The following is a 13,308-nucleotide window of genomic DNA, read 5'->3' as shown; positions in this document are numbered from 1 at the left end:
TTCTATTTTTTTTACTTCAAAGGATTTGATAGGTTAATTTTTAAATTCTCTTTAGAAATAGATTACTTGTCTACTTCCTCAAAAAGCGTTTCAATCTCTATCTCAAAACCATTCAAAACTTTAGATTGTACTTTTCCAACTTTCTTAGCTTCTGAAAAAAGTTTGTACTTTCCTTCTTCATTCAAAACCTCTACTTTTACTTCACGTTTCTTAGGGAAAATCTGCCAATATTCTGTTACTCCTTGTGTTTCATAGATTTTGTGTTTCATTTCTCTTTCCTTTTTTGCATTAGAAGGCGACCAAATTTCTACTACCAAATTAGGAGCTTCTTGTACTTTTTTATTTTCTATGATATGATAACGACTGACAGCAATAAAAATAATATCAGGTTGAAACAAATTATCTTCATCAAATTGAACATCAATAGGCGCATAAATAATTTTTCCTGCTTTATGTTGGCGCACAAAAGTACCCATTTGAAAACCTAATTCTTCAGAAATAGCTTGATGGTTGAAATTTGGAGAAGGCATAATAAAAAGTTGATTTTGAATAATTTGTACGCTTACTTTTAAATCTTGAGGAAAATAGGTTTCAATATCAGAACTTTTCCAAATGTGTTTTTTTGGAAATAAAGCTGCATATTCTTCAATCTCCTCAACTGTATAATCCGATTTTTGAGTAAGTGGAGAAGGTAAAGGTTGTGTACTTCCGTTTTTATTATTTACTACTTCTTTTCTAAAATCTATTTTTAATGCTTCTAAAAGAGGAATTAATAGTTTTTCCTGTTCTTCGGTAAGCTCAAGTTGGTAATTATTCATTTTTCTCTATTTTTAATCAGGCTGATTAATTTCTATATTTTCTTTTAATAAAGATAAGGAAAATATAAAACTTTGTCAGTAGTTTTTCGGTAATCCGAAGCAACTCTGACAATAGTTGAAAATTAAACTATTGACAGCCTTCTGAAATGACTGTCAAAGTTTACAAAGTTTGATTCAAAAAAAAAAGCAACATTTCTAGTTAGACTAAAAATGTTGCTTCCTACATGTAACCGTCGTTGAGGCGTTGCCGTCAACGAGGTTTTAATTACTTATACAAGACCTCAAAAGCCTCTTCGATTACTTTATCTAGTCCAGATAAATCTTTTCCTCCTGCCGTAGCAAAGAAAGGCTGTCCACCTCCTCCACCTTTGATATTTTTGGCTAAATCTTTTACAATCTTTCCAGCATTCAAGCCTTTTTCATCTACTAATTCTTGAGAAATAGTAACAGCTATTTGTGGTTTGCCTTCAATATCAGCAGCCAAAACAGCAAAGAGATTTTCTACTTCGTTTTTGAGTTCGAAACTAAGATTTTTGAGCGCATCAGCAGACGGAATAGAAATTTTTTGAATTAAAATATTTATTCCATTTTCATTCTTTATTTCATTCAAAAGATTTTTCTTGATATTTTTAGCTTCTTTCTCTTGAAATTCTTGAATTTGTCTTAAAAGAACTGCATTTTGTTCTACTAAAGAATTTACATCCTCTTTTAGGTTTTTGTTTCCTTTTACTATCGAACGAATTTCTTTGACAAGTTTGTTTTGTTCTTGAATCCAATTATAGGCTTTTTCTCCTGTCAGAGCTTCCAAACGACGAACACCAGAAGCTACCGAACTTTCAGAAATAATCTTGAAGAAACCAATTTTTCCAGTTGCCGAAACGTGCGTTCCTCCACAAAGCTCAACTGAATATTTTTTATCAAACATAACTACACGAACCGAATTACCATACTTTTCACCAAAAAGAGCCATTGCACCCATTTCTTTGGCTTCTTCTATTGGCATGTTTCTCATTTCTTGAAGCTCAATATTTTCTCTAATTTTTTGATTGACAATAGTTTCTACTTTTTCAATTTCTTCGTCAGTCATTTTAGAAAAATGAGAAAAATCAAAACGCAAAATATCTTCAGAAACTAATGAACCTCGCTGCTGAACATGAGTTCCCAAAACAGAGCGTAAAGCTGCATGTAAAAGGTGAGTAGCAGAGTGATTATTTTCAGTCGAACGTCTTAGCGTTTCACTTACAATCGCTTTATAATCTGCTTTAAAATTAGAAGGTAATTTTTTTGTGATATGAACAATCATATCATTTTCTTTCTGTGTATCAACAATACTAATTTTTTCTCCATTATTTTCATTATCTGAATCAATGGCTTGAATATAACCTCTATCTCCAACCTGTCCACCACTTTCTGCATAAAAAGGAGTTTGGTCAAGCACAATTTGATAGAGTGTTTTCCCTTTTTGAGTAATTTCTCTCCATTTTACAATTTTTGCCTTTGCTTGAAGTGTATCGTAACCCAAAAAATCAACCTTTACACTTTTGTCTTCTTGGATTTCGTGCCAATCCGATTTTTCAGAAGAAGCATCTTTTTGAGAACGTTTTCTTTGTTCATCTAGTGCTTTTTCAAAACCAACTGTGTCTATTTTCATTCCTGCTTCTCTTGCCATCAAATCTGTTAAATCATCAGGAAAACCGAATGTATCATATAATTCAAATACTTCTTTTCCTTGAATTACTTTTTCAAATTTAGGAGCTTTAATATTCTTTTTAAATATATTAAACCAATTAACATTATTATTCACAACATCTTCATTAGATACAATATTAAAATCTAATTCTGAGTTCTTCAAGATTTCTTCGTATTTCTTTTGTGCTTTTAAAAGCTGCCTTCCTGCTTTTAATTCTATTACTTTTTTGTATTTAGGTAAGTAAAAATCAGCTCTAAAGGATTTACTGTTGTCTATCTGATATTCCCTTTCAAACTTTATATCATTTTCTTTTAATACTTTTTCGAAATAATCCTCTACCATCTTGCCTCCTAGCATGTTGAAACGCTTAATTCCACCCTCTAAAGTACGTAAAAACGAATTTTCTTCTTCTTTTACAACTCTTGCAACAAAATCTTTTTGAGCATCTAGTTCTGGGAATGTATCGTCAAACTGTTCTGCCAAAATATGCACTAACTCAAACAAAAATGGCTCTTTCAAATCCAAATAAGTATAGCCATAACGAACAGCACGACGCAAAATACGACGAACGACATAACCTTGTTTGTTGTTTGATGGAAGTTGTCCGTCTGCAATCACAAATGAAATAGCACGAATATGGTCAGAAATAACACGAATGGCAATATCTGTTTTTTCATCTACACCATACGAAATGCCACTAATCGCCTCAACCGTTTTGATAAGAGGAGTAAAAACATCAGTATCATAATTGGATTGTTTGCCTTCGATGGCACGCACCAAACGCTCAAACCCCATTCCTGTATCTACGTGTTGCGAAGGAAGTTTTACAAGAGATTTGTCAGCCTTGCGCTCAAATTCCATAAAAACGTTATTCCAAATTTCGATAACTTGTGGGTGGTCTGCATTTACTAGCGTTTTTCCATCTACATCAAAACGTTCTGCATCAGTACGCAAATCAATATGAATTTCTGAACAAGGACCACAAGGACCTACATCGCCCATTTCCCAAAAATTATCTTTTTTATTTCCGTACAAAATACGGTCTTCTCCTCCTAAAATCTGTTTCCAAATTTCGAAAGACTCTGTATCTAAAGCTAATTTATCGTCTTTATCACCTTCAAAAACAGTTACATACAAACGTTCTTTTGGTAATTTATAGACTTCTGTCAAGAGTTCCCACGCCCAAGGCAAGGCTTCTTTTTTGAAATAATCGCCAAACGACCAGTTTCCTAGCATTTCGAAAAATGTATGGTGGTAGGTATCAATTCCTACATCGTCCAAATCGTTGTGCTTACCAGAAACACGAAGACATTTTTGAGTATCCGTAATTCGTTTGGAAGGAGGATTTCCATTTCCCAAAAAATAATCTTTAAACTGTGCCATTCCAGAATTGATAAACATCAGCGTAGTATCGCCTTTTGGAATAAGTGGCGCAGAATCAACAATTAAATGCTGTTTTTCATTGAAAAAATTGAGAAAGGTTTGGCGTACTTCTTTAGCTGTCATGTTTATATTTTTGAGGTCGCTCGTAGGGATACAAGCCACGGTAGATTTGATTTTTCTTTAAGACGCAAAGATAAGAAAAGATAAAAAGAATTAGAATAAAAATCTATTCAATTTGATTTTTTAGTTTTTGTACTACATTCAAACTTTTAGTGAAAGTTTCTTCATCTTCCTTATCTAAAGTATTTTCTATCATTTTTATAAAAATATCTTCAGCTTCCTTGAATAACTGTAATGCTTTTTGATTTTGTTTCATGGATTTATAGCATTTTCCTAGTTTTACAGTTCCAATAGCCAAACTATTTTGAAAATAATCTATTTCAGTTTGTTTTATTTCCTCTGTCTCTTCTACTTCATCAATGAGAAGTTTATAAGTATCTATTTGGTCTTGGTAATAATCTATGGCTATTTTGGAATTTCCTTTTTTATAATAAAAATCCCCTATCTTTTGATTTGTTTCTCCTAAAGAAATTCCATAATCTAACTCTTGTTCTTTTGTCAGTTCTTCTGAAAAATTAAGCTGTAAGTCTTCCAAATACTCTAAATTCTCCCTATACTTTTCTATTGCTATTACTGGATAACCCCTCAAATCATTTATTTCTGCTAACTTATTGGTTGCTTCATTTAATAAATGCAAAAAATCTACATCTTCCATAAGACCTTCTGTATTTTTTATATATTCTGCTTGTTGTTCGTACCATTTCATTGATTTTTTATATTCTTCTCGCTCAAAGTCTAGTTTTCCCAAACCTCCATATAAAGAAGCCAAATCAAAAATAAAATCATCATTATCAGGAAAAAGAGAAGCCAACTTTTCTGCTATTCCAATCTTTAGATTATAAAAAGTAAAAGCTGTTTTGATATGTCCTGATTTATAAAGAATATCACCCCACTTTTCATAAATAGTTCCTAACTCTTCTTCATATTCTATATTATTAGGAAATTTTTCTGTAAGTTTCTTTTGAAGGAAAGCTGATTTTTCGATAAAGAAAAATGAATCTTTTTGTTTATCATTATCAAAAGCATATAAAGCAATTTCTTTACAAATCTTGGCAATAGAATCTTGAATAATCCCCTCTTCTACATCCAAAAAAGGAAATTGTTTTTCATTAAGCTCTAAAAAATGCTTTGTGTAATTTGTGTACTCTTCATAATTTTTGTTTAGCAATGTATCTGATTGCATTTTGTATTCCCAACTTTGCAAAAATGGATGAGTTAGTTTCCAAATTTGTTCTTTTTGAGTTTCTAAAAGTTGTGTTCGGTTTGTTTGTGATAGGAAATAATAGACTATTTCATCTGTTTCGTTCTTGGCTATTTTCTCAATCCAATTTTGATTAATAAATTCTTGTATAGATTCTTCAATATACTTTCTGCCTTTTTCTAATCTCACTTTTTCAATATGGCTATCTACATACTCTTCACTTGGATTGCCGATAGACATCAACATAGATTTTATATAATCTTCTCCACTATTTTCTCCTAAAATCGGACTAAGTAAGTCTATATTTTGTTCACCTTCATCAAAAGAAAAATGTAGTTCTATAAAAGAACTAGCAATTTCTTTACTCGGCAAGACTGACAAAACAGAAAGTAAACTTTGTGCTTGTTGAGGTAAATTTTCAAAAGGTTTTTGAGTAAAATTCATAAGTGTAATTTTTAAAGTTTAAACTTAGATTTTAGTTTAGAGAAAAAAGAGGAAGGCAGAGGAACGATGAAATTTTGGATAAGATATTCTCTTTGTGAATCATTAGAAACTACCATTGAACCCAAAAAATCAACAAGTTTATTAGCATCTATTTTTATCATTGCCAAAGGGATATTAGTTTCTTCAAAACCCATTGCTTTATTTAATTTGCCTAAGTTTTTCTGAATAGAATTCTGCTTTTTAGGTTTTGAAGAAGCAGTATTCAGACAGATAAATTTTTGATTATTTACAGAAGACCAATGAATGTTTTTTATAGTTTCCCATTCTATAATATCCTCATAATTACGTTTTTCCAAACTGCTTTCTTATACCAAATTCCTTTCTGATTGATAATAATTTGAGGAGTTTTGTCAAAAAGCATAATCAAACTAGCTAAAGCCCACAAACCACAAAAAATAAGGGCAAACCAAGCCATAAAAGAACCTTCTTTCATAACCATAAAAATTCCACCTAATACAAAAATAAAACCACCTAAAAATAGATAAAAGGCAGATAGAGGCGATTTGTATAATTTAATTTCCTTCATAACTAAACGGATTTGATATATTTAAAAATTACCCTGCTGCTGCCTGTTGTCGAATTTTCATAATAAAAATACCACCCAAAATAAGTGCATTGAGATTACTTTCTCCTGTATTTCCAAAATTAAATTCTCCTTTACCAGTCAAAAAATTGGAAATAGAGCTATTAATAAGTTTTTCGCTAGGTAGTGAAGTATCAATTTGATGGTTCTCTAGTTGTGATTGTGTGTATTTTCTCTCCCACCACCAACTTCCTACACTCCACATATTTTGCTTAAAAATGAAGGTTTCATGGTCTTTTTCTACATAGAGTTCTGTTTTGTTAGTCCACATATTTGTAGTAAGAGTTGCAATTATTTGCTCATCAATTTTATCGACAATAACTATTTTTGTTCCCCAAAAATTAATTGGTTTTATTTCAAATTCTCTATCCAAAAGCATTCCTTTAGCTCTTTTGTGTTTCCAAAAGTTCATTTTGAAAAAACCGATTTCCCTTTCATTGTATAAAATAGAAGTTTTTTGTTGCCAAAAATCAGTTTTCCACGTAATTCCGTTCATATTTTAATTGATTTTTTGAGTAAAATAGTTTCTAGTTCAGAGCCTGTTCGAGTTTTTATTTTTTCTTTCTTCTAGCCCCTTTATTTATGAGGTTTAAAATCATAGCTAAATACACAAATGCTTTAGCAGAATCTACAGTTTTCTCATAATCTACTTTTAGTCTTCTGTTTTGATTAAGCCAAGCAAAAGTTCTTTCTACTACCCACCTTTTGGGTTGAGGTACAAATGCTTTATCCTCTTTTTTTTCTCTTCTTGGACTATTGACAATCTCAATTTGTACTCCTGTTTGACTAAATATTTCAGCAGCCAAACTAGCACTTCTATAGCCTGCATCAGCAAGAATTTTAAAGAATTTTCTTCCTCTAAATTGAGCTAAATAAGCTAGATAAGCAAGTTGATTCACGTCAGCTTCATTGGCTGGACTAATCTCTAATTCTAGTAAATTTCCTTGCGTATCTACCAGTATATGCCGTTTACGTCCTTTTTTGAGCTTGTAACCATCTACACCTATAGCTTCCCCTCCATATACACTTTGTACACTTTGAGAGTCTATAGAACCCAAAGAGGGTTTAGCATTTCTACCTTGAGCCAACCGTTCTCTTGTGACCAACTTGTCCAAAAGTTTTTTGTACCAACCCATCTTCTGCCATTTGCTAAAGTAGTCATACAAACTACTCCAAGGAATACCATAACTACTGGGAAGTAAACGCCAACTACTGCCAGAACGAGTGATGTAAAATAGTCCTGAAAAGATATTATACAAACTGTGTTTGCGTTTTCTTTCCAAGTACGAAAAAGGTATAAATTTTTTCATATATTGCCAAAGAGCATCAGATAAATATTCATTAGTAAACATAGTCATTGATATTTTAATTAGTAACTGAAAATCAATAACTTAACTAATAAAAAAATCTGATGTTCTTTTTTATGTATCTAAACTCGAACAGGCTCTAAAGCGTCGACGCTTGAACTAGAAACTAAAAAAAGTTATACTTTCTCAAAAATCTTCTTCGCTTCCTTCGCCACTTCATCAGCCACCACACGACCCGAAATAATAGAAGGAGGAACACCAGGACCTGGAACGGTCAGTTGTCCTGTAAAGAACAAATTACTTACCTTTTTAGATTTCATTTTAGGTTTGAAAAATGCTGTTTGTGCAAGTGTATTTGCTAATCCATAAGCATTGCCTTTGAAAGAATTGTAATCTGCTTTAAAATCATCTAAGGCATAACTACGCTTCAAAATGACATGTTCTCTAATTTTTTGTTCCGTCAGATTTTCCAATCTATCCATTACAAGATTGTAATATTTTTCTCTAATCGTTTCACCATCTGGCAAACCAGGGGCAATAGGAACTAACAAAAATAGATTTTCTTTACCTTCTGGCGCAACTTCATCATCAGTTTGAGAAGGACAACACGCATAAAAAAGAGGCTTTGAAGGCCAACGAGGATTAGTATAAATTTCCTCTGCATGTTTATTAAAATCTTCATCAAAAAATAAATTGTGATGTTCTAAGTTATTAAGTTTCTTATCTATTCCTAAATAAAATAATAAACTTGAGGGCGACATAGTTCTGTCATCCCAATATTTTTCTGTATAATTTTGATCTGCTTTGTCTAGTAATTTTTGGTCGGTATTGTGATAATCATTTCCTGCCACAATCCAATCAGCATGAAATTCTCCTTTTGAAGTTAAGACTGACCCAGCTTTTCCATTTTTAGTAACAATTTTATGAACTTCGGTTTCAGTTTCGAATTTTACACCTTGTTCTTCTGCTACTTTTACCATCGCTTCAATGATTTTATTCATTCCTCCCATTGGATACCAAGTTCCGAGTGATAAATCTGCATAATTCATCATACTGTACAATGCAGGCGTATTTTGTGGAGTTGCACCGAGAAAAAGCACAGGGAATTCTAATAATTTTATCAGTTTTTCATGGGTAAAGAATTTTCTGACGTGTTTGCTCATCGAAGTTAGCATCTGAATACGCAAACTTTCTTTCATCAAGCGATAATCTATAAATTCAGTAATCGAATGCGAAGGACGAAAAACATATTCGCTCATTCCGACTTCATATTTATATTTTGCTTGAGCCAAAAATTCACGTAATTTCAAGCTACTTCCTTCTTCATAACTCTCAAAAAGGTTTTCCAATTCTTCCATAGAAGCAGGAATATCGACAAAATCATCTTTGCCAAAACAAACTCTATATCCAGGGTCAAGGCGATGAAGGTCGTAATAATCACTTACTTTTTTTCCAAAAAGAGCAAAATACTCTTCAAAAACATCAGGCATCCAGTACCAACTTGGTCCCATATCAAAAGTAAATCCTTCAGTTATCCATTGCCTAGCACGACCTCCTAAAGAATCATTTTTTTCCAACACAGTTACATCAAAACCCTTCTGTGCCAAACAAGCAGCAGCCGAAAGACCAGCGAAACCAGAACCAATTACTATTACTTTTTTCATAATGTTGTAAATTGTCGTTGGTGAGGACACCAACAACGGCGAGAATATATTTTTTCCGACACTAAAGTGTACGATACATTTTCGCACCTTAAAAGGTACGCTACATTTGATTACATTTTTTTTCAAAATAAGTTTGAAAAAATCAATTAAAATATGCTTTTTGCAGAACAAATATAGAAATAAACCTATAAGGTTTGAATAAATAAACTATGAAAAAACAGTTGTGGATAATAAATGGTGCAAATCTTAATCTTTTGGGAAAACGAGAACCATCTATTTATGGAAACCAGTCTTTTGAAGATTATTTTGAAGAGTTGAAAAAAGTTTTTTCTGATAAATTGGTAGAATTACATTATTTTCAGTCTAATCATGAAGGCGAAATTATAGACAAATTACATCAGATTGGTTTTAGTACCAACGGAATTATCTTGAATGCAGGAGCTTTTACACATACTTCTGTTGCCATTGCTGATGCTATTTCAAGTATTTCTACGCCTGTTATTGAAGTTCATATTTCGAATACTTTTGCTCGTGAAGAGTTTCGTCATAAAAGCTATTTGAGTAAAAACTGTATCGGTGTAATTGTAGGTTTTGGAATGGAAAGCTACCGTTTAGCACTAGATTTTTTTGAAAGAAAATTTAATAGTCAATCTTAAAGAAATATTCATTTCATTTATAATTTATCACTTACAATTTACCATTTCATTTATGTTACTAGATATACTTTCATTTTTCACCAATCCATCAGAAGCAGGATTTTTTTTAAAGATAATCTGTACTCTTTTTTTAGCCATTTTATTTATTCAATCTGGCTTTAATAAGGTTTTTCGTTGGGATGAAAATTCGGCTTGGCTTATAGACCACTTCAAAGGCTCTTATTTAGAAAAATTAGTAACTGTACTTTTGGTTATTGTTACTATTTTTGAAGTCGCAGCAGGGGTTTTTAGTGCTATTGGATTCGTAACACTTTTACTTACAGGAGATATAAAATTTGCTTATATAGGTTCTGTTTTGGCAACTATTAATATTACGATGCTCTTTTTTGGGCAAAGGGTAGTCAAAGATTATGTGGGAGCTGCTAATTTGGTAGCTTATTTTATCTTATGTGTTATAGCAACTTATATTTTGGGTGGACTAGCTCAGTAATTTTTAGTATTGATAGATGTGATAAATCGTTTTTTTGCTGTACTTATTCCCTTATTTTTTCTTTTAGGAATTATTTTTCTTTGGTTTAATAATCCAATCATCACAACTGAAGACTCATTTTACCCAAAATGTCCTACCTATATTTTTTTTGATATTCATTGTGTTTTTTGTGGTGCTACTCGCTGTATTTATTCACTCTTACACTTTGATTTTTTATCGGCTTTTCGGCAAAATGCCTTCTTAATTCTAATTTCTCCTTTATTGATATACGAATTTTTGAGATTTTATTTCAAGACTTTTTTTGAGATAGAATTAAAGGCAATTCATTATTCAAATCTGTTTTGGGTAATAATTTTTATACTAGGATTTTTATTTATGATTTTGAGAAATATAGATTCTTTTCCCTTTAATTATTTTACTCCTTTTGTGTAGTTTTATTCAGGAGCTTGTTTTGTAGCAATTTTGAAAAATAGATTCGGAAAAAATCGTCTTACATATAATCCTAATCTTTCTTTACCGAAAGGTTTGCCTACATAAGTTTCCTTTTTTTGATTTTTGATAGCCTTCAAAATTTGATTTGCACATTTGTCAGCAGGATAACCTTCGCCTGTGTTTTTACCCATTTTGGCAAATGTTTCTCCTGTTTCTGTGAGTGCATTGATGGCAACATTGGTATGAATAAATCCAGGGGCAATCATTGAAACCTTAATATTATCGTTGTAAAACTCAGCTCTAAGTCCATCAAAAAAGCCATACAAAGCGTGTTTTGAGCTTGAGTAAGCACCACGCATAGGAGTTGATAATTTCCCCAAAACACTCGTAATTACTACAAAATGTCCCGTTTGATTTTCTACAAAGTGAGGTAAAATTGCTTGTGTAAGCCCCACATATCCAAAATAATTGACTTCCATTATTTTACGATAGACTTCCATTTTGGTATCTTTTATATATGAACGCTGACTAATTCCTCCATTATGAACCAAAATATCAACCTTTCCAAAAAATGAAATTGCTTCTTTTGTTTTTTCTTCAAAATCTGATTTTGTCAAATCTAAAGGAAGAATAGCTATATTTTCTCTGTTTTGGCTTATTTCTTTTACTCTTTCTAATTCCTCCGTTCTTCTTGCTGAAATAATAATTTTCGTATCAAGATTGAGATTTGATAGAGCATAAACAAGCTCTTCTCCAATTCCAGAAGATGCACCTGTAATCCAAACTGTTTTATTTTTAAAGTAATTCATTTTGCAGGAGGTTATGTTTTAAGATATGTTTTATTCTTCAATCAAATTTAGCCAAACTATTACATAAAAAAGCAAAAAACAAGGTTTCATTTTACAATATCCTAAACTTACTAAGCTAGTTTACGTTCAAGTAAGCGACTTTAGTTAGTCAATAGTCAAACTTAAAAATAAGAATACTAAAACGTCTTTTCAAAAAAACAACTTATTATGTTAGTGCCTGCCACGAACTCGGAACTCAATTTTACATCAGAATTACATATTCCTGCTGCCAACAAACCACGTATCGTGATTATTGGAGGAGGTTTTGCAGGGTTGGAGCTTTCCAAAAAACTGCGTTCTGTCGATGCTCAAATTGTGATGATTGATAGGTATAATTTTCATACATTTCAACCTCTTTTGTATCAAGTAGCGACGGCAGGTTTAGAGGCTGATGCCATTGCAGGTCCTTTGCGTAAAGTTTTGAAGAGTAGTAATAGTAAGTCTGATTTTTATTTTAGGGTAGCAACAGTTACAGAAATTCATCACGACAAAAACATAGTTGATACTAATTTGGGAACACTGCGATACGATTATTTAGTGATTGCAAACGGCTCAAAGACTAATTTTTATGGTAATAAATCGATTGAAGAAAGAGCATTTGCTTTAAAGCAAGTTCCTCAAGCATTGGCTATTCGCAATCATTTATTAAAGAACTTTGAAAAGGCTCAACTTGCCCAAACGATTGAAGAGCAACAGTCTCTTATGAATATAGTTATTGTGGGTGGAGGACCAACAGGTGTAGAAGTAGCAGGAGCTTTAGGAGAATTGAAATTACATGTTTTGCCAAAGGATTACCCTGAACTAGATTTTAGAAGAATGCAGATACATTTGGTAGAAGCAGGAAAAAGTCTTTTGAATGGAATGACAAATAATGCAAGCCGAAAAGCAGAAGAATATTTAAAAGATTTTACAGTTCAGATTTGGAAAGAAGTTAGTGTAAAAGCATTTGATGGTAGTCATGTAGAGCTTTCGAATGGAATGGTTTTGCCTTCTACTACGCTCGTTTGGGCAGCAGGAGTTACAGGAAATCTAATAAAAGGACTTCCTGAAAAAGCTATTTTGCAAGGAAATCGAATTATTGTAGATGAGTTTAATAGAGTCAAAGGAATAGAAAATATTTTTGCACTTGGTGATATCGCAGCAATGGTTTCAGAAGATCATCCAAAAGGCTTTCCTATGCTAGCACCTGTGGCAATGCAACAAGGAAAAACACTAGGCGATAATTTAAAACGAATGCTCAATAAAAAAGAAATGAAACCGTTTAAATATTTTGATAAGGGAAGTATGGCGACAGTTGGAAGAAATCGTGCTGTGGTGGATTTGCCTAACAAAATGAGTTTTCAAGGTTTTTTTGCTTGGTTTGTATGGCTTTTTGTTCATTTAATGTTTATAATTGGCTTTAAAAATCGTTTTATTATACTTACAAGCTGGATTTGGAATTATTTTACATACGACCGTAGCAACCGTTTGATTATTCCTACTCAAATAAAATCTAAGAAAGAAAAAGAAGAATTATATGTTTAGATAGATTAGAATTTATCGAATATCAAAAACTTCCCTTTTAATAGTCTCAACTAAAAGGGAAGTTTTTTTTGAAATATTACTCCATTTT

General features: G+C 32.0%; 13 protein-coding genes. 4 read left to right on the top strand and 9 right to left on the bottom strand.

Going from position 1 to position 13,308, the window contains the following annotated elements; translation table 11 throughout:
* Positions 1-62: 62 nt before the first annotated feature.
* The 8 genes from V9L05_RS13620 to crtI form a co-directional block, all read right to left on the bottom strand.
* The gene (locus V9L05_RS13620) at positions 63-818 is read right to left on the bottom strand and encodes a Uma2 family endonuclease (RefSeq protein ID WP_338812442.1); all 756 of its coding nucleotides are present in this window, start codon (positions 816-818) and stop codon (positions 63-65) included.
* 265 nt (positions 819-1,083) lie between these two features.
* A complete protein-coding gene (alaS, locus tag V9L05_RS13615; protein ID WP_338815424.1) occupies positions 1,084-4,014 on the bottom strand; it encodes an alanine--tRNA ligase in 2,931 nt (976 codons plus the stop codon).
* Between the two features lie 103 nt (positions 4,015-4,117).
* On the bottom strand, positions 4,118-5,656 hold the full coding sequence (locus V9L05_RS13610) for a hypothetical protein (RefSeq protein WP_338812440.1): 1,539 nt from the start codon (positions 5,654-5,656) through the stop codon (positions 4,118-4,120).
* An 11-nt stretch (positions 5,657-5,667) separates the two neighbouring features.
* On the bottom strand, positions 5,668-6,012 hold the full coding sequence (locus V9L05_RS13605; protein WP_338812438.1) for an STM3941 family protein: 345 nt from the start codon (positions 6,010-6,012) through the stop codon (positions 5,668-5,670).
* Positions 5,982-6,242 carry a hypothetical protein gene (locus tag V9L05_RS13600; RefSeq protein ID WP_338812436.1) on the bottom strand — a complete coding sequence of 87 codons (261 nt, stop codon included), beginning with the start codon at positions 6,240-6,242 and terminating at the stop codon, positions 5,982-5,984. The genes V9L05_RS13605 and V9L05_RS13600 overlap by 31 nt, the downstream gene beginning before the upstream one ends.
* Positions 6,243-6,270: 28 nt before the next feature.
* The gene (locus tag V9L05_RS13595; protein WP_338792709.1) at positions 6,271-6,795 is read right to left on the bottom strand and encodes a hypothetical protein; all 525 of its coding nucleotides are present in this window, start codon (positions 6,793-6,795) and stop codon (positions 6,271-6,273) included.
* 55 nt (positions 6,796-6,850) lie between these two features.
* Positions 6,851-7,651: an IS5 family transposase gene (locus tag V9L05_RS13590; protein WP_338811837.1), complete on the bottom strand. Its 801-nt coding sequence runs from the start codon at positions 7,649-7,651 to the stop codon at positions 6,851-6,853.
* Positions 7,652-7,782: 131 nt separating this feature from the next.
* Complete coding sequence (gene crtI / locus V9L05_RS13585; RefSeq protein WP_338792711.1) at positions 7,783-9,270, bottom strand: phytoene desaturase family protein; 1,488 nt, start codon at positions 9,268-9,270, stop codon at positions 7,783-7,785.
* A 209-nt stretch (positions 9,271-9,479) separates the two neighbouring features.
* Here crtI and aroQ point away from each other — a divergent pair, with 209 nt between their 5' ends.
* The 3 genes from aroQ to V9L05_RS13570 are packed head-to-tail and all read left to right on the top strand — an operon-like array spanning position 9,480 to position 10,848.
* Positions 9,480-9,926: a type II 3-dehydroquinate dehydratase gene (aroQ, locus tag V9L05_RS13580; protein ID WP_338812433.1), complete on the top strand. Its 447-nt coding sequence runs from the start codon at positions 9,480-9,482 to the stop codon at positions 9,924-9,926.
* A 52-nt stretch (positions 9,927-9,978) separates the two neighbouring features.
* On the top strand, positions 9,979-10,416 hold the full coding sequence (locus tag V9L05_RS13575; RefSeq protein WP_338812432.1) for a DoxX family membrane protein: 438 nt from the start codon (positions 9,979-9,981) through the stop codon (positions 10,414-10,416).
* Positions 10,417-10,434: 18 nt separating this feature from the next.
* Complete coding sequence (locus V9L05_RS13570) at positions 10,435-10,848, top strand: DUF2752 domain-containing protein (protein WP_338812431.1); 414 nt, start codon at positions 10,435-10,437, stop codon at positions 10,846-10,848.
* A gap of 2 nt (positions 10,849-10,850) precedes the next feature.
* Here V9L05_RS13570 and V9L05_RS13565 read toward each other — a convergent pair whose 3' ends face one another.
* Positions 10,851-11,657 carry an SDR family oxidoreductase gene (locus V9L05_RS13565; protein WP_338812430.1) on the bottom strand — a complete coding sequence of 269 codons (807 nt, stop codon included), beginning with the start codon at positions 11,655-11,657 and terminating at the stop codon, positions 10,851-10,853.
* A 207-nt stretch (positions 11,658-11,864) separates the two neighbouring features.
* On the opposite strand from V9L05_RS13565, the gene V9L05_RS13560 reads away from it, so the two are divergent.
* Entirely contained in the window at positions 11,865-13,220 is a 1,356-nt protein-coding gene (locus V9L05_RS13560) for an NAD(P)/FAD-dependent oxidoreductase (RefSeq protein ID WP_338812428.1), read from the top strand.
* The last annotated feature ends 88 nt before the right edge of the window (positions 13,221-13,308 follow it).

It is taken from the genome of Bernardetia sp. Wsw4-3y2 (assembly GCF_037126295.1).
GTDB lineage: Bacteria > Bacteroidota > Bacteroidia > Cytophagales > Bernardetiaceae > Bernardetia.
This window is presented reverse-complemented; position numbering and strand designations above follow the sequence as displayed.

Bases quoted from the DNA above. Each gene is read 5' to 3' on its own strand.
- V9L05_RS13620 (WP_338812442.1), bottom strand. From the start codon at position 818: ATGAATAATTACCAACTTGAGCTTACCGAAGAACAGGAAAAACTATTA.
- alaS (WP_338815424.1), bottom strand. From the start codon at position 4,014: ATGACAGCTAAAGAAGTACGCCAAACCTTTCTCAATTTTTTCAATGAA.
- V9L05_RS13610 (WP_338812440.1), bottom strand. From the start codon at position 5,656: ATGAATTTTACTCAAAAACCTTTTGAAAATTTACCTCAACAAGCACAA.
- V9L05_RS13600 (WP_338812436.1), bottom strand. From the start codon at position 6,242: ATGAAGGAAATTAAATTATACAAATCGCCTCTATCTGCCTTTTATCTA.
- V9L05_RS13595 (WP_338792709.1), bottom strand. From the start codon at position 6,795: ATGAACGGAATTACGTGGAAAACTGATTTTTGGCAACAAAAAACTTCT.
- V9L05_RS13590 (WP_338811837.1), bottom strand. From the start codon at position 7,651: ATGTTTACTAATGAATATTTATCTGATGCTCTTTGGCAATATATGAAA.
- crtI (WP_338792711.1), bottom strand. From the start codon at position 9,270: ATGAAAAAAGTAATAGTAATTGGTTCTGGTTTCGCTGGTCTTTCGGCT.
- aroQ (WP_338812433.1), top strand. From the start codon at position 9,480: ATGAAAAAACAGTTGTGGATAATAAATGGTGCAAATCTTAATCTTTTG.
- V9L05_RS13575 (WP_338812432.1), top strand. From the start codon at position 9,979: ATGTTACTAGATATACTTTCATTTTTCACCAATCCATCAGAAGCAGGA.
- V9L05_RS13565 (WP_338812430.1), bottom strand. From the start codon at position 11,657: ATGAATTACTTTAAAAATAAAACAGTTTGGATTACAGGTGCATCTTCT.
- V9L05_RS13560 (WP_338812428.1), top strand. From the start codon at position 11,865: ATGTTAGTGCCTGCCACGAACTCGGAACTCAATTTTACATCAGAATTA.